Here is a 26,189-nt window from a genome sequence, read left to right as displayed (position 1 = left end):
CTTTACCACTTCTCAAATGGGAGCAGTTTCTAATCGCCCCACTCTTATTGCGTCGTCTCTTTCCAGCTGTCATCCATCACCATTTTACCGGGCCATGTGTAAGCTGTTAGTCCTCCATCAACGATCAAGTCCTGTCCAGTGATATAGGAGCTATCATCTGACACAAGGAACAAAACAGCCTTGGCAATTTCATCTGGCGCACCAAGTCTGCCCATCGGAGCAAGCCATTTATTTGATTCACGGAACGCTCTTCCTTGCTCTTCTTCTTTCGATCCTGACAATTCATCAATTAAGGGCGTTTCTATTGTACCTGGCGAAACAGAGTTTGCCCGGATTCCTTGTCTGCCATAATCAATGGCAGTTGCTTTTGTAAAGTTGATGATGCCACCTTTGGCTGCATTATAACCAGATCTATCAAGATCCGCGAAACTGCCGCTCATAGAAGCATTATTCACGATAGAGCCTTTCCCATTTTCCAACATAAGCGGGATAAGGAATTTGCTCATCAAGAAGGTTCCCCTCAGATCTGTCTTTTGGATGCTGTCGAACAATTCAATTGGATATTCATGTACTTTGCCGCCTTCCTGATCGATTCCAGCGTTATTAAAGAGTACATCTAGTTTTCCATATGAATCCTTCACCTGATCAGCAAATAGTCTCACACTATCTTCGTCAGAAACATCTATCTCATAGGCTTCTGCTTTTCCTCCAGCTGATTGAATGGATTCTACCAAATCTGTCATCTCGTCTTTCTTTATATCCGCTACTAGCACAGTAGCTCCTTCTTCTGCAAATAAAGAAGCAGTCGCTCGTCCAATACCAGTAGCTCCACCAGTTACGACTGCTATACGATTATCTAATTTTCCCAATGCTAACAACTCCTTCAAGTATGCTCCCCTAATGTTTTACCGGTCATAGGAGAGATAAAACATACTTTTAGTGCCACCACAGTATTTTGATAATCTTCAGTTTCAAATTTTCTATTAGTGCTTATTACCAACTTAACGACGCGAGATCACGCACAGTTAAATATTAATTAATGAATTTGTCCGTATTAACGGTAAAATACATGATTGCCAATCTGCTCCACATGCTCCTGTGTTTCCGCTATCCAGTTTGTAGTAGCTGTTTCCGGATTCATAAACCAGACGATATCTTGCATATTGTCTTTTTGTACCAATGCATCCGCCACTGCTTGTACAGTTTCATCGGTCGGTTCACTTCGCCAAATAACTCCCGAGCTTACCGGCTGAAACTGACCCTTCTGCATAATTACATCATGGATAGTATCAGGGAACTCATCACTTTCGATACGGTTAAGTACAACAGTAGCCACTGCCACCTTGCCTGGATAGTCTTCTCCACTCGTTTCAGCTTGAACCAATCTCTGGAGCAGCTCGATTTCTTTTGCTGTATATTGTTTTTGCTCAATCGTTGCTTCTGCCAAGTCCGTTTTCCGATCATCTCTATCGGTTAAAACTATGGCGGCTGGTCCGTCTACCGAATGTGTATCCTTATCTGATAGCATAGGCTGGGTTCTTTCATCCGCATAAACTCTTGCAGGATAGACATTCTGTTTTAGATCCTTTAATGGCAGGTATAAAACCAGACATAGGTTACTGACAAAAAAGAAAGCCAATAAAAAAAGCGTAAGAAGTTTCTGCATAATCAAGTCCTTTTCTTCGTTATGTATGTGCATAATCAGTCCATAACGCTTATTACCCAGTCACCTTGTTTAACAAACATGAAGATGTCTCTACTAGTTTATGTTCCTGTCTGTAAACTAGTCCTGCCAATGAGTTTCTAGCTTGGAAATCTTTTCTCTTTCGCCAAGATACTTGCCCACCCTTCCCTAGACTGCTGTGCATACAGTAAAGGGACAGGAGGAATGTTTATGAGCTACACACACTATTCGCATCCATATGGACAAACAACTTATACGACAGATTATAGAACGAACCAAGAGGATCAGCGCTTCGGATTCGCTTTTATACCATTCATCGGCGGGCTTGCCGGAGGTCTTCTTGGCAGTGCTTTAATAAGCGGTCCTGGCTATGGTTATAAATATGGATATAACGCTCCTTATCCGGTGCCTTATCCTGTTCCTTATCCATACCCGACACCTTATCCTTACAACAATTATTACTATTCCACTCAACAGCGTTGAAATAGAGGGACAGCTTGACTGTCCTTACATAATTACCGCCAGAAGTGCCACACTATCGGCAGGAGGTGGGATAGATGCAGCAGAAACAGGATAAATCGAATCAGCGTGATGAATCAGCAGAAGCAATTGGTTTAGATCAAGATGAGCAAGCAATGAATGGCGAATACGGTCATCCGGAAACAGAATATGAAAACAACGCCCACAAGCAAAAGAAAACACAGCTTTAAAAGCTGTGTTTTTCTATATCAGATAAATTTGGAAGCTATATAAGTCACGACGAACCATACTGCCAGAGCAATGACAATCCCTAGCATAAACCCTTTGATGAATGTAGACCGACTGCGCACCTGCCTGCACCTCTTTTGCTTTTTACTAATAGTCTTTACTTAGCATCCGCTTTTTATAAGTGCGCAGTTCTTTCTTATTTCTTAGCGGCAGTATCAGTCTTAGCGCCTTGCTTAGCCGTCTGTTGCTGTTTTTGGTAGTCTTCCCGGAACTTGTCCCTCGCAGCGGAAAAGATGCAGAGCATACCCAACCCTCCCATATTCTTGATACTTCTGTTTTGCCAAGTTGGCTGTAATTTAAAACTTCTTTTTTACAAAAAAATCATAAACATTGTGTTCTTTTCCAGTCTTATTACAAAGATAGCTATTTCGAATTCAACATTGTGCCAAAAGAGTTGCTAGTTTTCACTTAGTCTTTTGGCTCCTACTTGTTTGAGTAATGTGACATTAAGCTTTTCCGTATCTGCTGCACTCAATCACAGTCCGGTTAGCTTTATTCAGAAGCATAAAATGCTTCTGCTGCTTTCGCTGCCTGTTTACGTAATACAGAAAACGGCATACTGCCCTTCTCCCGCTTCAGCTTCACGAGCAACTGCTGCCATACTTCCTCTTCCCTGATACTGTCCAGCAGTTCATGCCCTTCCCATGTCAGGCCATAAATGAGCAGTTCCTCTTCTTCCTCTTCCTCATCAAGAACGATGTCCAGCTTGATTAACTTTGCTTCTTTCATCAGCTGCAGGTGATAATTCATTTCTTCCTCGGAATACTCATCTTCCTCTGTTACTTCCAGTGCGAAACCTCCCTCTGTGAATTCTGCTTCAATATCCAATAAGAGACTTCTAATAAGAGACATATCCCGTTTCAACTGCATCACCTCTATCCATTATTTCTGCCTTTGCGTCCATTTTCCTTCAAGAAAAAAAGACTCCCTTTCCACGGGAGTCCTGTTTCACTATTATCTTAGTTCTAAAAGTACTTCTTCAGTTGTATATTGTGTCTTTCTTCCTCTTACCTGCAAACTTACTAACTCCCCTTCACGCCATGCTGGAGCTGCAATTGGAAGAGATGCTTGATAATCCTTTCCTTCCGTGCGAATTACATAATGCCTTTCTGTTCCTTGGAACTGGCTTATGATGACTTCTCCTTTCAACCCATCTGCCTCTGACGGTAACAGCTGCCATTCCTCTGGTCTTACAGGAAAGAGCTGCTTTTGTTTCAGCTGTTCTGATACACCATTGTCCAGCCAGCTTAACAGACTGCCTGAAGGCGTAAAATGATTGCCATTCCACGTGCCTTCTACTAAATTTGCCTTACCTACAAATGTAGCCACAAAAGGAGTTTCCGGACTCTGATAGATTGTTTCTGGAGTATCTGCTTGTTCAATCTGACCATGCTGCATGACCAGCACTCGATCAGCCATTGCCAGCGCCTCTCCTTGATCATGTGTGACATAAATGATAGTAGCACCAAGCTTCTTGTGTATCTGTTTGATTTCCTTTCGCATACTGATACGCAACTCTGCATCTAAAGCACTTAGAGGTTCATCCATGAGCAGAATATCCGGTTCCGGAGCTATTGCCCTAGCTAATGCTACACGCTGCTGCTGTCCGCCTGATAGTGCTGCAGGATATCTCTCTCGAAAAGCTTCCATTCCGACAAGCTGCAATACCTCTGTTACTCTTGCTGCTTGTTCTTCAGCCGTTCGTTTCTGTGAAAAACGATGATTTTTCAATGCAAAGCGGATATGTTCCTCTACCGTCATGTGAGGCCAAAGGGCGAAAGATTGAAAGACCATGCCTATATTTCGATTTTCCGGCTTGCTGCTATGTTTAGAATTGGCTACTTCCGTATCACCAAATCGTATTGTTCCAGCCGTAGGTTTCATGAAACCAGCCATCAAACGCAGCAATGTTGTTTTTCCGCAGCCAGACGGACCAAGAATAGCAAGGAATTCCCCTTTTTGAATCGTCAAATCTACCTGACTCAATGCAGCAGTTTTCTCATAATGTTTTTCCAATCCCTGCAATGTGATCATGCTTTTCTCCCCCTTTGTCTCCATTTCCGCTGCACAATGAGATATGCAATGCCTCCGAGAAGAATTGCCAGGACGATCAGTGATGAGAAAGCTGTCGAGTACGTGCTATAACCAGCTTGTTCGAAACTGAAAATGATTACACCGACTGTCTCAGCACCGCTGGACCAAAGCATACTGGACACAGTCAGCTCTGTCAGTGAAGTTAGGAAAACAAGTAACGCACCACTTAGGACTCCCGGCAGAATAAGCGGCAGCAGAATTTGTCTCCATCTTGTAAAAAGATTAGCACCATTCGTCCGTGCAGCCTCCTCCATCCGAACGTCCAACTGCGAGAATGCAGTATAACTGCCCCGGAATTGCAGAACAAAGAACCGCGTGATATAAGCAATTAAAAGAATAGCTGGTGTGCCATATATACCTGGATACCAGCCAGGTAATGGCTGCATCCACATCAAAATGATGCAAAGAGCCAGTACTGTTCCTGGAAGTGCATAAGGCATTGTAATAATCGCTTCCAATACTTTCGGAAATATTCCTTGCTTGTGAGAACGGTAGTAAGCAAATATAGTTCCGAACACAAGACAAACTATCGCAGTGATGAGCCCTAGTAATAGGCTGTTGCCTAAGGATCGAATCACTTTTTCATCCTCAAATATAATATATCGATAATTTCCAAGGGACAAATTCTCCCAAGTCAAATCGATGCCATATGCCTGAACGAGACTGACTGTACCCATTGCCAAGAAAGGCACAAGACTTGTACCAAACAGGAAAATCCAAAGAACTGTCTGCAGTATTCTCCGCTGGCTTGATGGCAGCTGGATGCGCGGCTCATTATCTGCGACAGTCGTTTCTGTAACTTTGCTTCTTCTTAAAAGCCATACTTGTATCAGCGTAGCGGCTACAGCAACAATACCAAGCAACACAGAAAGAACTGCTGCCCGACTGAAGGCACTCGGCCCATATCCAATGACTTGTTCATAAATGTATGTACTCAGTACACGGATATTTGCCGGTATCCCTAGAAAAGCTGGCACACCGAAATTATCCAGATTGGATAAGAACGCAAGCAGAGCCCCGCTGCATATACCCGGCAACGCCAACGGTATAATCACTTTTCTCCAGCAGGTGAACCGTGATGCTCCTGAAACAAAAGCAGCAAGTTCTGCATCCCGAGGAATCCTGCGGAAGACTTGGACTGTCATTAAATAGACAAGCGGGTAATGCGAAATACCGAGTACGAATATAATACCGCCGATACTATATAAATTAGGGATGAGCCAATCAGGCAACCCCCCAAGCGGCCCTGAACTGCTGAAAAACTGCACCCAAGCGAGTGTCGTAATATACGATGGGATGATAAAAGGCAAATAAATGAACAGCTGCATTACAGCCTTACCCCGAACATCCGTGTATGCCATAATGGCAGCCATCGTTATGCCAATAATCATGGACAAGACAGTACTGCCGAGGACAATATAAATTGTATTCCAAAGTGTTTTCCACGTAACAGACTCCTTGAGCACCTCTGAATAAGCGCCGAAAGAGACGCTCTCTCCAGAGGTGAAACTCATTAAAATCAGCCTGACAATCGGCAATAGGAAAAAGAAGAAAAGGATTAGTATCCCGACTAAAATAGGAAGCTTGCGGAGGGCGGAATGCCTGCCTTTATCCAGCTGCCTTGATTTCATGATTAGTTGCATGGGTTGCCCTCCTTTTGCTTATTTACCGAACAGGTCCTCGAATTGCTGTTTGTCTTTATTACGAGATGTATACAATGCTTCTGTATCGGCCTGTAAAACCTTCATTTCGTCGTAAGTTTTCAGCCCTTCTGGCGCATCTATCCCATCCCGGATTGGAGTATATCCAAGCTCTGTTGCAAGCTTTTGCCCTTCTTCAGATAAAACATAATCTACGAATGCTTCTGCTGCTGCAGTATTATCGGTATCTTTCGTGATTCCTATCGGCTCAGTGATGACTGGAACACCTTCTTCTGGATAAACGAGCTCAACTGGAGACCCATCCGCTTTTGCCCTAGCAGCAAGATAGTCGACAATTACACCATACTGCTTGTCACCTGAAGCAACAGATTTCAGTACATCACCATTACCTTTTACGACTGCGGTTTCCTGATTCTTGAGCTTTTCATAGAATTCCCAGCCAAAATCATCCTGTCTGGTCAATACACCAAGATTATATGCTGCAGCACCAGAGTACAGCGGACTAGGCATGACTGTCTGAGCCTTTGCATCAGCTTCTGTCAATGTACTCCAGCTAGTCGGTACATCACCTGAATCGGTATTGGCAACGATTCCTGTCGCCATGATTTTCGTACCTGTATAATAATGATCTGTATCTTCGAATTCATCCGGGACGGCATCCAATTCTCCTGACTCATAGGCCTGCAGCATATCCTGTTCTTTCAGATCCTCAAATGTCACACTGTCCGCCACGAGCAGGACGTCTGCTTGCACATCTCCCGCCATTTTCTCCGCATTCAGCTTGGATATTACTTCTTCAGTACCAGAACGGTAGGTTTCCAATTCCACTTCCGGGTAGCGCTTTTCAAAGCCTTCTACCAATTTCTGAGCATCAGCATCCGGCTGGGATGTATAGAAGCTGAGCGTACCGGCGATTTCTCCGTCTGAAGCACTTGCACTGGTTTCAGTGTCCTCTTGTCCGCATGCTGTAAGTGCAAACAATGCAGTACCTACGATACCTGCCATCCATTTTCTTTTCATCCCAATCTCTCCCTTTACTCTGATGTATTTGTCTCCATAGATTTGAACCAGCGTTCTACTTGCTCTTGTTTTCGTTTATAGTGCGTACGCAATTCAATCGGTGAGACGGTTATGTATCCTTCTTTCAGCAAAAGATAATCGCTTGCCGGATGGACATCCGCCAGCTCTAGCAGTTGATCCTTAAGCCAATAATATACTTCCCCATGTGGATCATGCAGACCAACGAAGCGATACCGCGATACACTCATGTCCATCGGGATGACTTGTATCCCTTTGTATTCCCGCTTATCGATATTTGGCAGGTTCACATTCAGTAAGCCGACGGACTTCGATCTATGCTGAAGCAGTACTTCGGCAACCTGATAAAATAGTGTCTTGACCTTAGAATAGTTTACATGGCGCGGCGAACTACTGTTCAAGCTGACAGAAGCGGACGGTATATCATAGAGGGAAGCTTCTATCGCCGCTGCCATCGTACCTGAATAATATATGTCGCGCCCTAAATTAGGACCTATATTAATTCCCGAAAAAAGGAAATCCGGTTTTTCTGTCAGCAGCACTTCCACACCAAGCTTCACACAATCAGCTGGTGTCCCGTTCAGGCTCCATGCTCCAGCAACCCCTGGAAAATGGTACATCTCTTTGACTCGAACCGGCTGACGCAAGGTAATAGATTGACTGACAGCGTTGAACTCCTGATCCGGACAGACAACATACACTTCACCAAAATGCTGCAGTGTCTCGACCATTGCCTCTACACCAGGAGAGAAAATACCATCGTCATTGGTAACCATTATTTTCATGTGACACCCTCCTTTACTTCCCTATAGCCAACCGAATAGCTGTCAGCTGAACCATGCATTATCTTTTTCAAAGGTTCATTCCAGGAAAGCATTAACGAAAAATAAATATCTTTCACAGCATTACTCCTTTCATTTGTTCCTATATTGTTAACTGTACAAGCTGATTGTGAAGCTAGTGTTTAAAGTATTGTGAAGATATGTTTAATTGTTGTAAAAGATAGAAAAATGTTATGAAAGGCTTGCTCTCTATCAGAACAACGTTTATCAATTACATCGCTCCGCTAAATGTAAATAATTTACAATCCATAAACAAATTGAGGTTTGGTTTAAAAATGTAATTTTCGAATATAGAAATGCGCCTTCCATTTAATGAGTTCTTAAAGTAACTACTTTTTACCTAATTTTCGTTAGATGTCAGTTAATAAAATACAGATTATACTAAATTGCCACAAAATTTTAACGGTATATTCGATTTAATTCATATACATTCGCTATTTCCTATGAGACAATATATTTAGAAATTTAGAAACATAAATATACTAGGTTAGGAAGTGGTTCGATGCTCTACAGAATTGTCCGAGAAGCGAACGGAACGAAAACCTACCTAAAACATTCCAGTTCAACTTCAGAAATGCTGTTCCTTAGTGAAACGGAAGCAACGGATCTGATGCAGAAGCTTAATTCACAGACAAATAGCGATGTCCGGTGGTCGGTGGTTCAAGCTAGTATAGATTAAAAGCCATATCCTAGTGGATATGGCTTTTTCTTTTATGTATTTACACTAAATCCTTCTGCAACTAACTTTTGAAAAAGAGGATCAATTATCTTCTTTTCAGTTCCTTTTAAATGATTTTTTATAAAGGATTGTTCTTTTGCGATCAGCTGAAGGATAGCTCCAGCCGCTTTCTGATGACCTGCTGGAGTGACATTTTCCAGGATTATTTTAAACTCACTGAATATAGGGAAAGGCAGCAGTTGCTCTGCTCGTTTAAGACCAAGTTGTGCACGATCAGGTGCATAATGATGCAAAAGCATCCTGGACAGCGGATCAGTAACTTGCTGAAGCATAGCTGCTGCCCATGCACCATTTCCTCTCAGAGCAGCTTTTCGATACTGGAATAGGAACCATGTCAGATCTACTATCTGGTTTCCGTATTCTTCATCTGACATCGTAAGCTTTTGCATTCCTTTGAATTGATCCAGCAATTGATCTGGATCATAAAGAACTCTAAAATGGTCACTTTGTTTGAACGTCTTTTCCGTTACGGTAAACAAATCCACATGAAGGAAGTCATTATAAACAATAATTACCTGTGGCGCGATAATAAATAGCTCTTCGCTATAAAGAATATTTTTGTATTTGGAAAGCAAAGCCAATCTTTTTGCCAGGAAGTTATCCAAGTCATGCTCTTCTACGAGACAATATAGGTCTATATCAGAGTATGGATCTTGTTCTCCTCTCCCAAAAGATCCCTTCACAAATACTGCTTTAACTTCCTTTTCATTTGCAAGCATATCTACTAAACTATTAAGTGCTGCTTCGTGCATCAAGATCCTCCTTTTTCCATTTATTCCTCTCACTTTACACGAAATAAAAAGAAACTCCAACACCCGTTAAGAGTGTTGGAGTTTCTTTTAGTTCAAATATGGTATTGGGTTCACTGCATTTGATTTACTGCCGTTCCATGGACCTGTGTGCAACTCGAAGTGTAGATGCTGTCCTTGAGACATGCCTGTATTCCCCATTGTTCCGATCTGCTGTCCTTGGGACACACGCTGACCAGCACTTACTTGCATAGACGTCAAGTGAGCATATACCGTCGTGTATGTTTTCCCATCAATAGAATGGCTCACAAAGATTACATTTCCGTAGCTCGAAGAATAGTAGGCTTGTGACACCGTACCAGAAGCTGCTGCCCAAATCGGCACATTCGATCCGCGTTTAGCAATATCGATTCCGTAATGGAATGTACCCCATCTTGGTCCAAAACCAGAAGTAATGCTTCCTGGTGCTGGAGTGATGAAATCACCACTGGACGCAGGAGCTTTGGTTGTTTGCTGCTTCTGTTTTGGTGCAGGATTTGCCTGCTGTTTCGGCGGAGCTGATGCAGACTTAGAAGACGTTGACTCCGCTTCAGCTGTTTGCTGCTTTGGCTCTTGTTTTACTGTCGGCTTGCTAGCAGCAGATGCAGAAGCTTTTTCTTCTTCCGCTTTGGCAGCTGCTTCTTGCTCAGCCGCTGCTACTCTAGCAGCTTCTTCCTGTTTCGCTTGCTCAGCACGTTGGCGCTCTTCTTCCTTACGTGCTTCTTCCTCTGCTTTCTGCTTATCACGGTAAGCAACCTCTGCAGCAATAGCATCTTCCTGGGCAGCCAGCAATGCAGATTCCTCACTAAGACTTACAAGCTCCTCAGAAGTCAGATCGTATTCTTTCATTACATCTGCAATAAGCTTGTCCTTCTCTTCCTGTTGGTCCGTCAAGGTTTGCTTTGTCTCTTCTAATACATCCGCCTGTTTCTCAACACGAACAAGCTTTGTTTGACGTTCTGATTTCTTAGATTCAACATCTTCCAGATCCTGTTGCTGGGCTTCCATTAAGTCCTGATCGGCTCCCATGATAGTGCCTACTGCATCAACACGGTTAAGGAAATCTGAAAAACTCTTGGATTCCATAATAACATCCAAGTATTTCACCTGACCGCCGCTTTTCTGCAAAGAATGCATCCGATCCTTCAGCAAACCGTGACGCTCTTCAATCCGAACCTCCAGGTCAGCAATTTCTTTTTTTAATGTATCGATATCTGTTTCCAAACTGGAAATCTCTGACTCTGTATCTGCTAGCTTTGTATTTGTTTCACCGATTTTGCCATCGATTTTCTCTAACTCAGTGCGGAGTTTCTCAGCAGCAGCTTGCAGGTCATCCTGCTTCTCTGTCTTTTCTGATTGCTGCTCTTCATTCTCCGATTTTTTCCGTTCGACTTCATCTCTTTGTTCATCTAAATCTTCATAGGCATAAGCAACATTACTAGATACCGGCAAGACTAGTGCAGCAGTTCCGATCACTGCAGCCAAACCGATATGCAACCATTTTTTTCTCAAATCTGTTCCCCCTGTGAATCTATTTATTGGTTTTTCATCGCTCTAGTATTATTAATCTGTCATGAATTAGAAAATAAAGTAAGCTCCGGAAATAGTATACTATACGAAAGTGTGACAAAACATTACAATAATATTTCAAATTCACCGCTAATAGAAATGAATGGTACGATTTCCTGTAGAAAATAAAAAGCATGCACGATAATTGTGCATGCTCTGTCATAAAACAAATAATACGATAAATGACACGATATAAATGAATGCTAATAATAACCCCAAAATCAAGAAAGGCACCCTCATCTGCTTACTCTTTACAGCCCCATATAACAAGAGACCAACAGTAAGCAAGGCCACCGCCAAGATCAGAATCAAACGCACGCTTGGTGGCATGATACAGCATCTCCTTACAAATAATAAAATATATTCCTTTATTATAACATGCTATAAAGAAACCTTGCTTTGATTTATGTCCATTCTTTAACAAAATGTGACGCTCTAATAGTAAGAATAACTCTTTCTATCCCACATCTATACGAATCTACTTAAACGGAAAGGCCCCATATCCACCGTTAGTTCTTTCTCCATTGCCATCTCACTCAGAACTTCACCTACTGCACTAGCGAATTTGAATCCATGACCGGAAAAACCCAGTGCGAACATAACTTCTGGATGATCCGGATGATAATCAATGATAAAATCTTCGTCGGGAGTCATGCTGTACATACATGTTTTTCCTTCACTCAGGCGAAATGTTCCGCCGCCCATAAATCGAGATAAGAAGCTTAGCAGCTCTTCTACGTCGCCGTCATGGAAGGAGGCTCCCTTCTGATCTGGATGTATCGCTAAGCCGGTGTCATGGCGTCCAATTTTCAATCCAGTCCCGTTTATATTAGGAAATCCATAATAAGTCCCCATGTCCGTATCAAAGCTAAAACAAGGGAATTTGTCTTCATTAAAAGGAGCATCGGCATGCAGCCAAGCGAATGTCTTCCGTGTTACTGTAATCGGCAGCTGCAGCCCGAGCTGCGACAATAAATCTCCTCCCCATGCTCCTGCTGTAACAATCAGCTTCTTTCCTCTATGTATTTCATTATTAGTCTTCACTTCAATATTGCCTTCTTTTATTTGTACCTCTTCCACTCGCTGGCCTCCTGCAAGAACGGCTCCATATGCAGTAGCAAGCTCTGCGTACCCGTTCAAGATTGGATCCGTTCGCAAATAACCAGCATCTTTTTCATAAGCCCCAATATAATCAGCAGGTAAAGTCAAACCTGACCAACGTTTTTTCATTAAATCTGAACTAAGTTCTTCCACGTGAAGATCATATCTTTTCCCGCTCTTAAGAACATTTTGTATAAATGGACTCGATTCTGGACCGCAGTTCAATACTCCTGTTTCAATAAAAATGTCCTTTTCGAGCTTCTGCTCTAAATCCTTCCATAATTCTCTAGCACGGAGAGCAAATGGCACATAAGCCTCGCCTTCGCCATATGCATGACGAATAATCCTCGTTTCCCCATGGTGGCTCCCATGGACATGAGGAGGATGATAGCTATCCAGCATTAATACTTTCTGGCTCTCCTTTGCCAGATGATACCCTGCACTCATTCCCATTGATCCAGCTCCGAGAATGATGATGTCATATAGCATGCATTTCACCTCACCCTTTCAATAAATTAAGCATATCGAAAGAGGAGTTGGCGGACAACCTATAGAAAGATAATTGTTCCGGAAAAACAGGCAGCAATTTACCTAGTATAAAGGATGTAATTATGTGCCATTATACTGGAAGTGTTAACAAAACAAGGTAGTAGAGAAAACCTATGGAGAAGGAGTGTGGACAAAATGGATTCCCAATTGGACAAAGCTATCCAATATATTGATAGAGCCCTTGCGGAAGGACTTTTTGATCCGATGTCACGACAAGAAATGCTGGAAACGAAACAAAGGCTGGAGCGAGCAGCAAATCAGGAGAAAAGTCCTTAAAACGGCTCTAAACCAGCTTTTAAGTACTTACTGACACTGGTTGAATTAACAGAAACTATCCATTATAGTTATTTCTGTCATTATTTTACCTTAGTCAGGAGCGATTTTTTTATGGAACCACAACAAAGAGACCATCAAAGCAATGGTCAAATGAGAATTATGCAATGGGTATGGACATTAGTATTGACAGGTATTCCGATTGTCAACATCATCATGCTGATCATCTGGGCAGCTGATCGTGCCAATCCAAGAAGGAACTTTGCCATTGCCACATTCATCGTAATGGCCGCAGTTATCATCATTTATTTCATTTTCTTCATCATTTTCATGATCATTGGTGTATCCCTTATTCCAGACACAGATCCAACGTATTCCGACACTTACTATTATTGATAACTTGTCAGAATGTTAGCAATTCTACTGCTAGACTTCTAAAATCTGCGAAAATATCATATGATAGAGGTTGCAGACAATAATAGAGGAGTTTTTAGTCGTGACAGTACTTACGAAAACCGAAAGTCTGGATAAAGTTCTTGCTGAGATGAACATGCGTTCTAAGAAGAAGCGCGCTCGTAAGAAATTCATCAAGCAGGCAATTCAACAGCTGGCAACTGAAAACGAAACAGCTGTAGCGGAAACGCCGCTAGTCGAGACAAAAGCAGCATATGCTTATGATAAGCTTCCTGTAGGATTTATGATTAAGATCGGAAAACAGCATTTCTCTGAGGAAGCTATCTTCCGTTTCTATTACAATCAGAACCATCCTCAGGAGTATAAAAACAAAGAATTGCTGACAGAACGTTTCCAGACATTAGTGGAAGCAGCATCTGGTTCAACCAAGACTAGTTTGATTGAAGCTCTTGATCAACAGACTTCCAAATAAAAATGACCGCTCAAGCTTTTGCTTGGGCGGTTATTTTTGTATTGTGCTGTCTATTTGAATACTTTTCAAAGCCTGGCTTGCGAGCTGATCCGCTTCCTTGTTTTGCTTTCTATCCACATGGGCATATTGCACCGTTAAACCAATTTCCTTCACTACATCATCCACTTTGTCTGCCCAATATTTCAGTTCTTTTTCATAAATAGGCCACTCATCCGACATTTGATTGACGACGGTGCGGGAATCTGTGTATATCTCGATTTCCTGGGCTTTCACTCCGAGTTCCGACAAAACGCCTATAGCAAAATGCAGTGCTGCATATTCTGCTTCGTTATTTGAGATAAGTTGTTCCATCTCTTGATTGCGACGCAAACGGTACTTCTTTTGATTTTGTTCGTAATGAATAACACAGCCAAGGCCACCTCTACCCGTTTCCTTATCAAAACCGCCATCCACATACATGCGGACATTATGCGGCTCTGTTTCCAGTTCTTTCATATAGCTACGTAATTCTTTTATAGTCCATTCTGTCTCATATTGATCTAAAAGTTCTATCTGAGGCACTCTTCCGCTCTGCTGCATATCTTCCATCAGCAAAAGCGTGGCTCCCGGTGGCAGATAATCCGATAAGAATTCCGCTTCCGTTCCTTTGGGAGTACGATATATCATTTTCATTCGTAATTTCACTTTATTATCCCTCCCCTCTTATTCTACCCCAATTATTTATATTTTTATTTTTTGAATAAAAACCTTTGCTTTGTTTTCTGAATTATTGTATAGTACCAAAGGGCGAACGAAATAAAAGTAACTACCAAAAATAATTCGTCTTTAGAGGGGTATAAACATGGAAAATGTATTTGATTACGAAGATATTCAATTAATTCCCGCAAAATGCGTAGTAGACAGCCGTTCAGAATGTGATACGACTGCTACACTTGGAAACCATACATTCCGTCTGCCAGTCGTACCGGCAAATATGCAGACGATCATTGACGAAAATATTGCCACTTATTTGGCTGAAAATAATTACTTCTATGTGATGCATCGCTTTGAACCTGAGACAAGAGAAGCATTCATCATAAAAATGCAGGAACAGAATCTGATTGCCTCCATTAGTGTTGGCGTTAAAGAAGAAGAATATGGTTTCGTTGAAGGACTTGCAAGCAAAGCTTTGATACCTGAATTTATTACTATTGATATCGCACACGGTCATTCCAATGCTGTTATCCGTATGATTCAACATATCAAGAAGCATTTGCCTGAGAGCTTTGTTATTGCTGGAAACGTCGGTACACCCGAAGCCGTTCGAGAGCTTGAGAACGCTGGTGCGGACGCAACAAAAGTAGGAATCGGACCAGGTAAAGTTTGTATTACAAAAATCAAAACAGGTTTTGGAACTGGTGGCTGGCAGCTGGCAGCATTACGCTGGTGTGCGAAAGCAGCAAGCAAACCAATCATCGCTGATGGTGGTATCCGGACTAACGGTGACATTGCCAAATCAGTACGCTTTGGAGCGTCTATGGTCATGATCGGTTCCTTGTTCGCTGGTCATGAGGAATCACCTGGTGAGACGGTAGAAAAAGACGGGAAGCTTTTCAAAGAATATTTCGGTTCTGCATCTGAGTTCCAAAAAGGTGAAAAACGTAACGTCGAAGGCAAGAAAATGTTCGTTGAGCACAAAGGATCTCTTCAGGATACTTTGACAGAAATGGAACAGGATCTTCAGTCTTCCATCTCTTATGCTGGCGGTACGAAATTAGAAGCAATTCGTAACGTTGATTATGTTGTTGTAAAAAATAGCATCTTCAATGGCGATAAAGTATATTGATAATGTGGGCTGTCGAGATAATTCGACAGCCCTTTTTCATTTCATTAGGCAATACGGTTGATACCTCAGTCAGCTTTTTGACCCAATGCTTCAGCTTCTATATAAAGTCGATTCCATGCAGACAGATCCCCTCCCGATTACTGATAATCATTCTCATTGACTGTCACTCTGCTTTCTGGTAGCTTTAAAGGAGAACAAGTTTTAATGAGGAGGCATTCCTATGTTTGTCAATCAAGTTATTTTCGAAGGTGCAGTCGACGCCCAAGATAAAATTATAAATAAAGTAAAGCATACGATGGAGGAGCTGACTGATGTAGCTGGCTTACATTCAGCTGAATGCTGGAATAAAGATACAAAAAAAAGTGATACAGTCGCTTATGCTATCGTTACGAAGTGGGATAAAAAAGCTGATTTCGTAGCATGGATTTCTCGTGAATCACATGTCGCAGAGCACCGTGCTATGCGCAAAGAAAAACAAGACAAAGATCAAGCACCAGTTATGACGAAAACATTGCTGCAATATGAAGAAGCGAGCTTTGCATAATACCAAAACCCCCTCTGCCTGAGCAGAGGGGGTTTTCTTTATGCTCTTTTGATGGTAAAAGTGAAGCTGTGATCTCCATCAGAAGTTAGTGTATGCTCCGGATGTACCGGCGCTCCCCAGCTATCATCGCCACCTACGCCCATCTGTTTTCCAGAAATAGTCAGCACAGTATAGTGTACTGGCGGCAATTCATAAGCATGGTTTGCTTGCTCGATTTCCAAAGCGGTATGCGGAGATGCATTGCATGTTATCGGCATATCAACAGCATCCAGCTCTATGCCGCTGCCTTTTTCATTCGTAAGCTTCAGCCAGCGAACTCCCGTCCTTGTTCCCGATTCCTGTGGTCGGACATATGCAGTACCATTCGATTGAACAGTATTCTGAAAGCGGCTGAGCCTTGCTCCGTGATTTCTATCTGCATAGTTCTCTTCCGGACCCTGGGCAAACCAGTCCAGATTGCTATATGCTGCAGACGTACGGAAAGTGAGGGCAAATGTCGGCAGATCTGGTAGACCTTCTGCCCCTTGGTACACTGCTTTCACACGGATAGCACCATCCTGGAACACAGAATAGATAGTCTGTACTTGCAGCTTTTCTGCTATTGAAAAAGTATAGGTGAATGTCACATCCACTTGCTCTGTCCCGATATCTAAAGCTACATCCGTACACTTCCTCGCTACACTGGCTGCGAGCCAGACCCCAGCTGTATAACCCTGCTGATACCCATTATCATTATCCGTGCTTGCACGCCAGAATGTCGGATGAGGCGGTGTCTCAATCAGTTCCTCTCCGTCATAACGAAGCGACGTCAAACTGCCAGCAGCTTTAGAGAATTGAACGTTGAAATCATCACCATGTACGCCGATGTTCACATCACCTTCGACGACGCGGAGTTTACCGGTAGCTTTAGGGGTTTCTGTTTTACTTTCCCAAATATATTGCCCGAATGCAATCTCGTACCCTGCATCTGCCCATAATGCTGCTTCACTCAGTCTCATGCTGGCATCGATTGTATATGTCCCAGGCTCTGCTATAACACTTGCTGGAATATCTATCTTGTATTCTGCTTGTTGACCAGCTGGAACACCTTGTTCGACGCTTTGTTCGTAACAGTTTTCACCTTCTCTTCGTACTGTTACGACTAATTCATAAGCACTTGTATCAGCAAAGAGATTTTCATTGCGCACCACTATTTTCCTATCATCTATATCCAGCTTGATATTCTGATATAGATATTTCACTTCCTGCATTTTTGGAGAAAGTTTACGGTCGGCAAAGACGATGCCATTTGTACAGAAAATATAATCTGACGGTCGGTCATGGAAGTCACCGCCATAAGCAAGGAATTCCTGTCCGTAGCGATTCTTTTTCAATATTGCCTGATCCATGTAATCCCAGATAAAGCCGCCTTGGTACATCGGATAGACATTTTCCAAATCAGTATATTTGTACATCCCGCCTAACGAGTTGTTCATAGCATGAGAATATTCACAGCTGATAAATGGTTTCTCCGGATTGTTTTCCAGATACTCTATAATGTCTTCCACTTTGGCATACATCCGGCTTTCCATGTCGCTTGCTTCATCGTACTCTCGCGCGTGGAACACGCCCTCATAATGGACTAGTCTGCTCGGGTCCTTTTCTCTGAAGTAGTTCGCCACATTGACGATGACTTCACCAGCATATGATTCGTTACCGCAGGACCAGATCAGAATTGACGGATGATTTTTATCCCGTTCCAGCATGGATACAGCACGGTCCATTACGATATCCTGCCACTCAGGCAAATTGCCTGGAACGTTCCAGGAAGGCTCCACCTGTCCAAGCTTCTGCCAGGAACCGTGCGATTCCAAGTTCATTTCATCAATAACGTATAGACCATACTCATCACATAACTCATACCATCTAGTCTGGTTTGGATAATGAGAAGTCCGAACAGCATTGATATTGTGCTGCTTCATCGTTTTGATATCCCACAGCATATCCTCTTCGGTAACGACCCTTCCTGATCGTGCATTGAATTCATGTCGATTGACACCTTTGAAAACAACGCGCTTACCGTTCAAGCACATTACTTTGTCAATCATCTCGAAACGGCGGAAGCCGACGGTCTGCGGAATGACTTCGACAAGCTGTCCTTCCTCATTGAAAACTTGCAGGTAAAGAGAATATAAATTTGGATCTTCCGCACTCCATAGTTGCGGTGTTTCAACATTAAACGCAACGACAGCCGTCTGGTCTTGGAACAATCCTTCTGCTTCCTGCACCAAGCTGCCATGTTTGTCATATAGATTTCCTGTTATCTTCGCACCCGCTGGGATCGTCTCTTGGAATAGCATCGCTGCTTTCAAAGAACCTTTCGAATACGAATCATCCAACCTCGCTTGCACAGACAGATCAAAAACGTGAAGCTCTGGTGTTGTATAGAGATAGACATCACGGAAAATACCAGAGAAGCGCCAGAAATCCTGGTCTTCTAGCCAGCTGCCTGTGCTGCGCTGGTACACTTCTACTGCCAATTTGTTCTCACCAGGCTGGAGATAAGCTGTCAGGTCGAACGCAGCCGGTGTAAAACTATCCTCGCTATAGCCGACAAATTGACCATTCAGCCAAACGTAGAATGCAGACTCCACACCTTGGAACGAGATATACAGTGGCATGTTCTCCATATGCTTCGGTACGGTAAAATGTCTCACATAGCTGCCGACAGCATTATCCTCCATCGGTACTTGAGGTGGCCGGATATCATGAATACCATCCCATGGATACATTGTGTTCACATATTGCGGCGTCCCGTACCCCTCAAGCTGCATATGGGCTGGGACAGTTATGGAATCCCAGCGGCTGCAGTCGTATGCTGCATTGTAGAAATCCGCAGGTCGAGCACTAGGATTCTGAGCGTAATGGAACTTCCACTTACCATTCAAACTCTGCCGCCAAGTCATATCCTTCTTCGCCTTGGCCTGTTCCAATGTTTCAAAATACACATGATCGGAATGAGCCGGCACACGATTCACCGCAAACACACTCGTATCCGAAAGCCAATCCAAGCTTGGAGTTACGTTCGTATTGATTGTCATTTTCTCTTCCTCCCTTTTTATCTGTTAGTTACTTCACTGAACCCATCATTCCTGCAACGAAATGTTTCTGCATAAAGAAGAATATGATCGCTGTCGGCAATGTAGCAATCACGATCGCCATCATGATCATGCCGTAATCCGGTGAGTAGCTGGAACCAAGATTCGAAATGAGCAATGGTATCGTTTGGTTTTCAGGCGATTGTAAGACAACTAACGGCCAGAGATAGTTATTCCAGCTGGCCATGAATGTAATAATGGCTGCAGCTGCATATGTTGTCTTCATCGTCGGTACATATATTCGGAAAAAGATGCCAAGCTCCTTCAAACCATCAATCCGACCTGCTTCCAAAATTTCCTTTGGAAACATCTTTGTACTTTGACGGAAGAAGAAAATCAGAAATGCCGTGGTGATAGTCGGCAGGACAACAGCCGATAGAGTATCAATTCCGATAAACGGCAGTATCGGTGTAAAGCTACCGAACATACGGAACAAAGGCACCATCAAGGCAGCAAATGGAATCATCATGGACAGCAGCAAGATATTGAATACGATATCTTTCGCCTTGCTGCGGTAAATCTCAAATCCATACCCGGCCAAAGATGCTATCAGCAAACTAAGGACTGTTGTAGAAACTGCAATAATGGCAGAGTTCGTTAATGCGGGTACCAAATCAACTGTTTGGAGCAGGTTCTTAAGGTTCTCAATAAAATGTCCACCCGGCAGCAATTTCCCCCTTGTTACGTCAGAAGATGTGTTTGTCATGCTGACAACCATCCAGTAAAACGGGAAGATAGAAATGATTGCACAGATGCTAAGGAACAGATAACCGATTACTTTGTTGGATGATTTCATTTCTTTTCGCCTCCCGCTTTGAATTGGATGATCGAGAATATAACGATCAGGATTACGATGGCATAGGATACAGTAGCAGCGTAACCAAAGTCAGGCGTATATTTAAAGGACAAGTTATAGATATATTGAGAAATGGTCATAGTCGAATTCCCTGGTCCGCCGGCTGTTATGTTCATGACCTCATCGAACAATTGCAGTGTTCCGATAGTCGATGTGATGGATGTAAATAAAATGATTGGCTTTAGCATCGGAATCGTTATTTTGAAGAACTGCTGAATAGCGGAAGCTCCATCAATTTTTGCTGCTTCATAAATGGATTGATCCACGTTTTGAAGAGCAGATAGATAAAAGATCATATTGTAGCCAGTCCATCTCCATGTGATTGCCAGAATGATAGTGATTTTCGCCCAAAACGGATCTGTCAGCCACTGGACAGGCTCAGAGACAAGATTGATTTTCATCAGCGTCATATTCACGATGCCATCTGGTGCAAATAAGTACTTGAACACAACTGAGTAGGCAACAAGAGATGTCACACACGGTAAGAAAATGGCAGTACGGAAAAAACCTTTCCATTTCAGTGTCTTATTGTTCAGCACAACTGATAGGAATAATGCCAGTAGAATCATGACTGGTACTTGGATGATCAAATAGATGACCGTATTCTTTACCGTTGTCAGAAACACAGGGTCCTGGAATAGACGGATATAGTTCTCGAATCCGACGAATGACAGATTCACGCCAGTGCCAGATTGGAACGACATTATCAATGCCTGCACCATCGGGAAGAAATAGAAGATTCCAATTAGCAGTGAGGCTACGGCAACGAATGACCAGCCGATCAATGTATTTTTTAGTCGGAGAGAACGAGCTGGACGTGGTGCTGGTTTTTTTGCAAGTTTTTCCGGTCCGAGTTTTTCAGGTATGTTCATAAATTTGGGCTCCTTTCGAAAGAAGCCCCGGGAGGCAGCGTGTGTTCGCGGCATCCCAGGGCACTTGGTTTACTTCGCTTGCTGTTCTGCCAGCGATTGTGCGTTTTCCATAACCGTATCTAAATCTTCGCCCTGCAAATATTTCTGGATTTCATTCGCAAGGATATCCTCGATCACATACGTATGAAGACCGTAATTGACCTGTGGAATTTCTTCTGTCCAAGCTGCGAAATCAGACATTATCTTCTGACCGCCAAAGAATTCATCTTCTGCTTGGTAAGCTTCGCCTTCTGCTGCAGGCTGATAGGTTCCGACACCGCCTACTTCTTCAACGAACTGCTGATGGAAATCACCGTCGGCACCGAATGTCTGGCCTAAGAATTCAGCTGCTTTTTCTTTACCAGGGATGTTCAGTACATACCAGGAGCTACCGCCCAAGTTTGATGCATTCACTGATTCCATGCCAGGAAGCTTAGGAAACGGTGCTACTGCCCATTTACCTGATTGGGATGCTTCCGCTTTAACGGATGGTGTGATCCAGTTACCGCTTGGCAGCATGGAAATATCTCCATTATTGATTGTGGCAATGTACTGGCTCCAGTCTGCATGCGGTTTCACCAAGTCTACATCAATCATTTCCTTATACAGACGGAATGCTTCTTTCAGCGCATCATTATTAGCTATATTCGGAGTTACACCATCTTCCTCCAAATACCACGCACCACTTGTCTGGATCATCATACGCAATAGACCTAGATCTTTTGGATCCTGCGTGATCATTTGCTTGCCTGTAGCATCCTTCACTGCTGTACCAATTTCAATCACTTTCTCCCAATCAGCATCCTTTAGATCATCGATGCTGTAGCCTGCTTCTTCTAAGTAGTCAGTTCGTACATACAAACCAGCTACACCAGAATCGAAAGGAACTCCATACTGTTTGCCTTCAAAGCTAGTTGGTGGCTGTTTGTACTTTGCAAAGTCATCAATTGAGATTGCATCGTCAACCGCGTAAAACATATCTGGATAGGACTGCAAGAAGCTTTGTGCACGATAGTCCTCGATTAGAACGACGTTTGGAAGACCTTTCGTTGTTCCGGAGCTGAGACTTGTGTTCAGTTTTTGGATGATATCATCCTGTGCATACTCGATGATTTCAATATTCAGCTCACTGTTTTCTTCTTGATAAGCTGTTTTCGCAAGCTCCGCTGCTTTTATATTGAAGTTTGGATCCCATGCCCAAACTTTGATATCGTTCGTATCTGCATCTGCTTCCGAGCCGGAACCCGAAGAACACGCAGACAGAACGAGCAAACTAACAAATAAAAGTGCTAAAAACTTCTTCATCATGTTTACCCCCTCTTTTTTGTAAGCGCTGTCTTTCTGATTAAATCTTAGCATGCGTCCGCTATCTTCTGTTAGGAATTTATTGAGTCATACTAGGATTTAATTTCTATATTGATAACGCTTTCATTATGGTGTATTAGGATTATTTTTCGTTATTTGTATTTTCTCTCTTAATTCATTCCTATACTGCTCCCTAAAGTCGACAGTGTAGACTGTCAGCTATGGAATTAAATTACATCTCTTTCATCTTCTTTTACTGCAGGCAGTCTTAAGCTCACTTTCGTACCCTGACCTGTCTCACTCGTGATGGACACACCATAATCTGTCCCATAAAGAAGCTGAATTCGTTCATGCACATTTTTAACTCCTATACCGGAAAACAGTTGTCGATTGCGGTTCGTATTGGGCAGATCTGTACACGTATCCATCCCATCGCCATCATCGGCTATTTCACATACAAGGTCGTCTGCTTCTTTCCATACAAGCACCGAAATTGTGCCTTTAGCCGTTTTATTGAAAGCATGAAAAAATGAGTTCTCGATAAAAGGCTGCAATATCAGCTTCGGAATAAGATAGTCCAAACAATCCGGAGACACCATAAACTGTACCTGAATCCTATCCCCGTAACGTTTCTGATTGATTAGCACATAGTTTTTTAAATTTTGTAGTTCCAGCTCTACGGTAACCGACTCATCTACATTGCCGATTGTATTTTGCAAAAGCGTAATGAATGCATCAATCGTTTTCTCAGCTTCTTCTCTTTCCCCCATCATGACCAGGAATTTGATGGAAGCCATTGTATTATAGAGGAAATGCGGATTAATTTGCTGCTGTAATGCAGCCAGCTCAGCATGACGCTGCTGTTTTTGCGCTTCGATGAGTTTTTCTACATACACTTGAAGTTCATCCATCATGCTGTTGAAAGCAAGACCAATTTGGTTTGTTTCGTATGTACCTTCATATACGAGGCGCCGCTTAAGTCCTTTCTTTGGTACTGCTTCAATATCTTTAACAAGTTTCGATAGGGAGTTGGTCAGCCGCTTCGTAACAAGGAAAACAATGATTAGCGCAAGAACAACAACACCTGCAAGCAATAATGCAATCTGCTTTGTATCAATAAGATTGCCTACAGCGGTCTGCTTGTCCACCATATTAACAAGATACATATCGAAATAAGGCAGATATTCTGCCAGCATGATTTGATTGGTATTCTGAAACTCGACCTCCCGGTATGTTTCTCCGTCAGTTTGCATATTCTCTGCCTGCTGACTAAGCTCCGGAAGCGATTGTCCAATTACATTCGTTAAACTGCTTGAGACCACTTTTCCGTTTCGATCCAGCACATAAAAATCATTACCCGGCTTCACATAGTCTGTGTAAAAGGAACGCAATTGCCCCTCTTTAATCGGAAAGTACACCGCGCCATATGATTGATCTGTTTCCCGATCAAGAAGAGCCTTCGCCGCAATCACATAATTATCGGATGCTTCTCGTGAATCCTGAAAATAAAGCAGCTTATTCGGTTCCTTGGTGATCGTTTTCGTAATGTCATGATTACGAATATCTGTTGGGGTTGCCGGCCAATACGTAAAGTTCGTCCTGTATGAGATTGCATCTTGATCAGCGATTGCAATCTCCACATTTTGATCTCCAAGCTCTTTTCGCAGATTATCAATTTGACTCATCACAAGGTAAAGACTATAGATACGCTCATTATCCGGCTCTTCCTCTGATAAAAAAGCCTCGATTGTGCTGCTCTGACCGATATCAGTAGCAGCCATTACAATGCTGTAATTCAACTCCTCGAAATCATATTGAATTTGATCGATTATTTGTGAATTGGTGATGCTGAACTTCTCAACGAAAAATTGTTCAGCCATTCGAATCGTCGTGAGTATTACGGTGATAGCTACTAGAATAATAAGTGCAACAGTTATAAGGAACATCTTCATAAACAGGCCATTAGGCTGAAGCTGGTCTTTAATCTTCATCAGCTATTCCTCCTCAGCTCATTATTCGTTTTCGTCGGTATTGCGAAGGAGAATAGCTCGTTTGCTTTTTAAAAACACGACAAAAATAACTATGATCTGAGAAACCGACTTGCTCACTGATCTTTGAAATAGGTACATCGCTCTGTCGTAGCAAAGTGATAGCCGCCTCAATCCGGACACGGTTAAGATACTCGCTGAACCCCTCCTTACTATGCGTGGAAAAATAATTAGATAAATAAGAAGGGCTGAAATGAAAATGGTTCGCAATATCAGATAATGATAACGATTCATGATAATGCGCCTTAATATAGTCTGTCAGTTTCCGCATATGTCCCTGTCCTTCCCCTGTATCCACAATCCGCTTTACTTCGTTCAAAAATGATTTAACCGTCTGATTGGCTGCATAAACGTCTGCTGACTGGCCGACTTGTTGGAAATACGTATACTTCCTCTTCTCCAGCTCCTCTGTCTGATAATCCATATTGCCAAGCAGTACAATAAGATTGAACAAAATATTATTGAGAAATGCTTTATATTCGACGATATCCTGTTGATAATCAAGTATCATCTGTCCGATATGTTGCTCTAAATAAGAAAAAGCTTCCTGAAAATTGTCCCTCTTGCACTCTTCAATAAAGCGATCTAATTGAAATACTTTTCTCTGACCAGGCGGAAGCGGCAAGATCTCTTCAGACAGATACAATTTCTCTGGAAAGAAGAACCGATAACTCTCCAATTTATCCAGTTCTTTTTGCTTTCCTTTCAGTTCTAAAAGGTTATCAAAAGCTCTAGTACTGCTAACAGAACTCGATTTAGGTAATCGTGAAAATACATCTTCACTAAACATTTGGTTCCCATTCCACAAGTATATGTGCTGATTTGAAGTTGATAATATCGGTGTTAGGAATCCATCTTCATCAGCTAAATATTCATGAAACGGCTTCTCTGTTTTATCAGCTTTCAATCTATAGCTTAGTACTTGAAAATGAGCATGTGGAAAATATGCCGAATCTTCTTCTTCTAAAAGGACATCTGTTCCTTCATAAATACCTCGTAATTTTTCCTTTAAAGTTTGCTCATGCTCCCCCTCGCTGCTGAGATGAAAATCTTCCAGTTGTCCTGCCGCCAGGCGCAGAGCCTTCAGCAGCACTTCTGCATTCAGTTTTGGTTTGAGAATATAATCGATAACGCCGTTCTGAAAAGCACTTCGTACATAATCAAATTCACTGAAGCTGCTCAGTACGATCAGTCCGATATGCGGGTATTTTTCATTTACAATCCTCGTCAAAGCTTCTCCGTCCATGATTGGCATGACGACATCTGTGATAACAATATGTGGGTTCAGCTTTTCAATCAGTTCGAGTGCTTCTTTTCCGTTTGAAGCCTCCCCTACTATTGTGAACCCTTCCTTCTCCCAATCCAGATAGTGTTTAATTCCTTGTCGGATAAGAATTTCATCATCGACAATTAATGTTCTGCACAATCCCTTTGTATCCAAAATGCATGACACCCCTTTATCAAGTCTCTGCTTGACCCTAATTGGAAAGCGCTTTCTTTTATAGTGTTCCGGATCCTAACATTTGTCAAGATGAGATAGCTTGAACATTCTCTAAATAACACGTTTTGTT

Annotated in this window: 26 protein-coding genes; 8 read left to right on the top strand and 18 right to left on the bottom strand. The window is 42.5% G+C overall.

The genetic code is table 11. The features are described 5' to 3' along the window. Nucleotides 1-44: 44 nt before the first annotated feature. On the bottom strand, nucleotides 45-869 hold the full coding sequence (locus CHH58_RS01530; RefSeq protein WP_095231100.1) for an SDR family oxidoreductase: 825 nt from the start codon (nucleotides 867-869) through the stop codon (nucleotides 45-47). A gap of 185 nt (nucleotides 870-1,054) precedes the next feature. Continuing rightward, nucleotides 1,055-1,528: a cell wall hydrolase gene (locus CHH58_RS01525; RefSeq protein ID WP_170937482.1), complete on the bottom strand. Its 474-nt coding sequence runs from the start codon at nucleotides 1,526-1,528 to the stop codon at nucleotides 1,055-1,057. A 366-nt stretch (nucleotides 1,529-1,894) separates the two neighbouring features. On the opposite strand from CHH58_RS01525, the gene CHH58_RS18135 reads away from it, so the two are divergent. Further along, entirely contained in the window at nucleotides 1,895-2,167 is a 273-nt protein-coding gene (locus tag CHH58_RS18135) for a hypothetical protein (protein WP_141230035.1), read from the top strand. 74 nt (nucleotides 2,168-2,241) lie between these two features. Then, nucleotides 2,242-2,394, top strand: a complete 153-nt coding sequence (locus CHH58_RS01515; protein ID WP_095231102.1) for a DUF4021 domain-containing protein — start codon at nucleotides 2,242-2,244, stop codon at nucleotides 2,392-2,394. A 550-nt stretch (nucleotides 2,395-2,944) separates the two neighbouring features. On the opposite strand, the gene CHH58_RS01510 is transcribed toward CHH58_RS01515, so the two are convergent. From CHH58_RS01510 to surE, 5 genes are all read right to left on the bottom strand, one after another. Continuing rightward, nucleotides 2,945-3,322: a DUF2513 domain-containing protein gene (locus CHH58_RS01510; RefSeq protein ID WP_095233017.1), complete on the bottom strand. Its 378-nt coding sequence runs from the start codon at nucleotides 3,320-3,322 to the stop codon at nucleotides 2,945-2,947. A gap of 84 nt (nucleotides 3,323-3,406) precedes the next feature. Further along, nucleotides 3,407-4,486 (bottom strand): ABC transporter ATP-binding protein, encoded by a 1,080-nt coding sequence (locus CHH58_RS01505; RefSeq protein ID WP_095261906.1) that lies wholly within the window; start codon nucleotides 4,484-4,486, stop codon nucleotides 3,407-3,409. Next, nucleotides 4,483-6,189 (bottom strand): ABC transporter permease, encoded by a 1,707-nt coding sequence (locus tag CHH58_RS01500; protein WP_095261905.1) that lies wholly within the window; start codon nucleotides 6,187-6,189, stop codon nucleotides 4,483-4,485. Before CHH58_RS01500 ends, CHH58_RS01505 begins: the two co-directional genes overlap by 4 nt. Before the next feature lie 18 nt (nucleotides 6,190-6,207). Next, nucleotides 6,208-7,227 carry an ABC transporter substrate-binding protein gene (locus tag CHH58_RS01495; protein ID WP_095261904.1) on the bottom strand — a complete coding sequence of 340 codons (1,020 nt, stop codon included), beginning with the start codon at nucleotides 7,225-7,227 and terminating at the stop codon, nucleotides 6,208-6,210. A 14-nt stretch (nucleotides 7,228-7,241) separates the two neighbouring features. After that, complete coding sequence (gene surE, locus CHH58_RS01490; protein WP_095231107.1) at nucleotides 7,242-8,030, bottom strand: 5'/3'-nucleotidase SurE; 789 nt, start codon at nucleotides 8,028-8,030, stop codon at nucleotides 7,242-7,244. Between the two features lie 559 nt (nucleotides 8,031-8,589). Between surE and CHH58_RS18280 the strand changes: the two genes are divergently transcribed. After that, the gene (locus CHH58_RS18280; protein ID WP_170937481.1) at nucleotides 8,590-8,766 is read left to right on the top strand and encodes a hypothetical protein; all 177 of its coding nucleotides are present in this window, start codon (nucleotides 8,590-8,592) and stop codon (nucleotides 8,764-8,766) included. Between the two features lie 32 nt (nucleotides 8,767-8,798). Here CHH58_RS18280 and CHH58_RS01485 read toward each other — a convergent pair whose 3' ends face one another. The 4 genes from CHH58_RS01485 to solA all read right to left on the bottom strand — a co-directional run bounded on the left by CHH58_RS01485 (nucleotide 8,799) and on the right by solA (nucleotide 12,773). Next, nucleotides 8,799-9,578, bottom strand: a complete 780-nt coding sequence (locus CHH58_RS01485; RefSeq protein WP_095261903.1) for a nucleotidyltransferase domain-containing protein — start codon at nucleotides 9,576-9,578, stop codon at nucleotides 8,799-8,801. An 87-nt stretch (nucleotides 9,579-9,665) separates the two neighbouring features. After that, on the bottom strand, nucleotides 9,666-11,126 hold the full coding sequence (locus tag CHH58_RS01480; RefSeq protein WP_095261902.1) for a murein hydrolase activator EnvC family protein: 1,461 nt from the start codon (nucleotides 11,124-11,126) through the stop codon (nucleotides 9,666-9,668). A gap of 216 nt (nucleotides 11,127-11,342) precedes the next feature. After that, nucleotides 11,343-11,513 (bottom strand): hypothetical protein, encoded by a 171-nt coding sequence (locus CHH58_RS18275; protein WP_170937480.1) that lies wholly within the window; start codon nucleotides 11,511-11,513, stop codon nucleotides 11,343-11,345. 138 nt (nucleotides 11,514-11,651) lie between these two features. Further along, entirely contained in the window at nucleotides 11,652-12,773 is a 1,122-nt protein-coding gene (solA, locus tag CHH58_RS01475) for an N-methyl-L-tryptophan oxidase (RefSeq protein WP_095261901.1), read from the bottom strand. 195 nt (nucleotides 12,774-12,968) lie between these two features. On the opposite strand from solA, the gene CHH58_RS18270 reads away from it, so the two are divergent. From CHH58_RS18270 to CHH58_RS01465, 3 genes are all read left to right on the top strand, one after another. Continuing rightward, nucleotides 12,969-13,109 carry a hypothetical protein gene (locus tag CHH58_RS18270; RefSeq protein WP_170937479.1) on the top strand — a complete coding sequence of 47 codons (141 nt, stop codon included), beginning with the start codon at nucleotides 12,969-12,971 and terminating at the stop codon, nucleotides 13,107-13,109. Between the two features lie 111 nt (nucleotides 13,110-13,220). Then, nucleotides 13,221-13,502 carry a hypothetical protein gene (locus CHH58_RS01470; RefSeq protein ID WP_095231111.1) on the top strand — a complete coding sequence of 94 codons (282 nt, stop codon included), beginning with the start codon at nucleotides 13,221-13,223 and terminating at the stop codon, nucleotides 13,500-13,502. Nucleotides 13,503-13,602: 100 nt separating this feature from the next. After that, a complete protein-coding gene (locus tag CHH58_RS01465; protein ID WP_095231112.1) occupies nucleotides 13,603-13,992 on the top strand; it encodes a hypothetical protein in 390 nt (129 codons plus the stop codon). Nucleotides 13,993-14,022: 30 nt separating this feature from the next. On the opposite strand, the gene CHH58_RS01460 is transcribed toward CHH58_RS01465, so the two are convergent. After that, nucleotides 14,023-14,676, bottom strand: coding sequence for a reverse transcriptase-like protein (locus tag CHH58_RS01460; RefSeq protein ID WP_095261900.1), 654 nt, complete (start codon nucleotides 14,674-14,676; stop codon nucleotides 14,023-14,025). A gap of 157 nt (nucleotides 14,677-14,833) precedes the next feature. Between CHH58_RS01460 and guaC the strand changes: the two genes are divergently transcribed. Next, nucleotides 14,834-15,817, top strand: a complete 984-nt coding sequence (gene guaC, locus CHH58_RS01455) for a GMP reductase (RefSeq protein ID WP_095231114.1) — start codon at nucleotides 14,834-14,836, stop codon at nucleotides 15,815-15,817. Between the two features lie 220 nt (nucleotides 15,818-16,037). Continuing rightward, nucleotides 16,038-16,361 (top strand): antibiotic biosynthesis monooxygenase, encoded by a 324-nt coding sequence (locus CHH58_RS01450; RefSeq protein WP_095234821.1) that lies wholly within the window; start codon nucleotides 16,038-16,040, stop codon nucleotides 16,359-16,361. Between the two features lie 38 nt (nucleotides 16,362-16,399). Here CHH58_RS01450 and CHH58_RS01445 read toward each other — a convergent pair whose 3' ends face one another. From CHH58_RS01445 to CHH58_RS01420, 6 genes are all read right to left on the bottom strand, one after another. Next, entirely contained in the window at nucleotides 16,400-19,441 is a 3,042-nt protein-coding gene (locus CHH58_RS01445) for a glycoside hydrolase family 2 TIM barrel-domain containing protein (protein WP_095261899.1), read from the bottom strand. Between the two features lie 28 nt (nucleotides 19,442-19,469). After that, nucleotides 19,470-20,294, bottom strand: coding sequence for a carbohydrate ABC transporter permease (locus tag CHH58_RS01440; RefSeq protein ID WP_095261898.1), 825 nt, complete (start codon nucleotides 20,292-20,294; stop codon nucleotides 19,470-19,472). Next, nucleotides 20,291-21,226, bottom strand: coding sequence for a carbohydrate ABC transporter permease (locus CHH58_RS01435; RefSeq protein ID WP_095233028.1), 936 nt, complete (start codon nucleotides 21,224-21,226; stop codon nucleotides 20,291-20,293). Before CHH58_RS01435 ends, CHH58_RS01440 begins: the two co-directional genes overlap by 4 nt. A gap of 69 nt (nucleotides 21,227-21,295) precedes the next feature. Next, entirely contained in the window at nucleotides 21,296-22,570 is a 1,275-nt protein-coding gene (locus tag CHH58_RS01430) for an ABC transporter substrate-binding protein (protein WP_095261897.1), read from the bottom strand. Between the two features lie 227 nt (nucleotides 22,571-22,797). After that, a complete protein-coding gene (locus tag CHH58_RS01425; RefSeq protein ID WP_095261896.1) occupies nucleotides 22,798-24,561 on the bottom strand; it encodes a sensor histidine kinase in 1,764 nt (587 codons plus the stop codon). 13 nt (nucleotides 24,562-24,574) lie between these two features. Beyond that, nucleotides 24,575-26,059, bottom strand: coding sequence for a response regulator transcription factor (locus CHH58_RS01420; protein ID WP_095261895.1), 1,485 nt, complete (start codon nucleotides 26,057-26,059; stop codon nucleotides 24,575-24,577). Nucleotides 26,060-26,189 lie beyond the last annotated feature (130 nt).

The organism is Terribacillus saccharophilus (assembly GCF_002272745.1).
GTDB lineage: Bacteria > Bacillota > Bacilli > Bacillales > Amphibacillaceae > Terribacillus > Terribacillus saccharophilus_B.
The sequence above is the reverse complement of the archived record's forward strand: the minus strand, read 5'-3'. Positions and strand labels throughout refer to the sequence as shown.

Excerpts from the sequence above, each read along its gene's own strand:
- CHH58_RS01525 (WP_170937482.1), bottom strand. The coding sequence starts at position 1,528 with ATGCTATCAGATAAGGATACACATTCGGTAGACGGACCAGCCGCCATA.
- CHH58_RS18135 (WP_141230035.1), top strand. The coding sequence starts at position 1,895 with ATGAGCTACACACACTATTCGCATCCATATGGACAAACAACTTATACG.
- CHH58_RS01515 (WP_095231102.1), top strand. The coding sequence starts at position 2,242 with ATGCAGCAGAAACAGGATAAATCGAATCAGCGTGATGAATCAGCAGAA.
- CHH58_RS01510 (WP_095233017.1), bottom strand. The coding sequence starts at position 3,322 with ATGCAGTTGAAACGGGATATGTCTCTTATTAGAAGTCTCTTATTGGAT.
- CHH58_RS01505 (WP_095261906.1), bottom strand. The coding sequence starts at position 4,486 with ATGATCACATTGCAGGGATTGGAAAAACATTATGAGAAAACTGCTGCA.
- CHH58_RS01500 (WP_095261905.1), bottom strand. The coding sequence starts at position 6,189 with ATGCAACTAATCATGAAATCAAGGCAGCTGGATAAAGGCAGGCATTCC.
- CHH58_RS01495 (WP_095261904.1), bottom strand. The coding sequence starts at position 7,227 with ATGAAAAGAAAATGGATGGCAGGTATCGTAGGTACTGCATTGTTTGCA.
- surE (WP_095231107.1), bottom strand. The coding sequence starts at position 8,030 with ATGAAAATAATGGTTACCAATGACGATGGTATTTTCTCTCCTGGTGTA.
- CHH58_RS18280 (WP_170937481.1), top strand. The coding sequence starts at position 8,590 with ATGCTCTACAGAATTGTCCGAGAAGCGAACGGAACGAAAACCTACCTA.
- CHH58_RS01485 (WP_095261903.1), bottom strand. The coding sequence starts at position 9,578 with ATGCACGAAGCAGCACTTAATAGTTTAGTAGATATGCTTGCAAATGAA.
- CHH58_RS18275 (WP_170937480.1), bottom strand. The coding sequence starts at position 11,513 with ATGCCACCAAGCGTGCGTTTGATTCTGATCTTGGCGGTGGCCTTGCTT.
- solA (WP_095261901.1), bottom strand. The coding sequence starts at position 12,773 with ATGCTATATGACATCATCATTCTCGGAGCTGGATCAATGGGAATGAGT.
- CHH58_RS18270 (WP_170937479.1), top strand. The coding sequence starts at position 12,969 with ATGGATTCCCAATTGGACAAAGCTATCCAATATATTGATAGAGCCCTT.
- CHH58_RS01470 (WP_095231111.1), top strand. The coding sequence starts at position 13,221 with ATGGAACCACAACAAAGAGACCATCAAAGCAATGGTCAAATGAGAATT.
- guaC (WP_095231114.1), top strand. The coding sequence starts at position 14,834 with ATGGAAAATGTATTTGATTACGAAGATATTCAATTAATTCCCGCAAAA.
- CHH58_RS01450 (WP_095234821.1), top strand. The coding sequence starts at position 16,038 with ATGTTTGTCAATCAAGTTATTTTCGAAGGTGCAGTCGACGCCCAAGAT.
- CHH58_RS01445 (WP_095261899.1), bottom strand. The coding sequence starts at position 19,441 with ATGACAATCAATACGAACGTAACTCCAAGCTTGGATTGGCTTTCGGAT.
- CHH58_RS01440 (WP_095261898.1), bottom strand. The coding sequence starts at position 20,294 with ATGAAATCATCCAACAAAGTAATCGGTTATCTGTTCCTTAGCATCTGT.
- CHH58_RS01435 (WP_095233028.1), bottom strand. The coding sequence starts at position 21,226 with ATGAACATACCTGAAAAACTCGGACCGGAAAAACTTGCAAAAAAACCA.
- CHH58_RS01430 (WP_095261897.1), bottom strand. The coding sequence starts at position 22,570 with ATGAAGAAGTTTTTAGCACTTTTATTTGTTAGTTTGCTCGTTCTGTCT.
- CHH58_RS01425 (WP_095261896.1), bottom strand. The coding sequence starts at position 24,561 with ATGAAGATTAAAGACCAGCTTCAGCCTAATGGCCTGTTTATGAAGATG.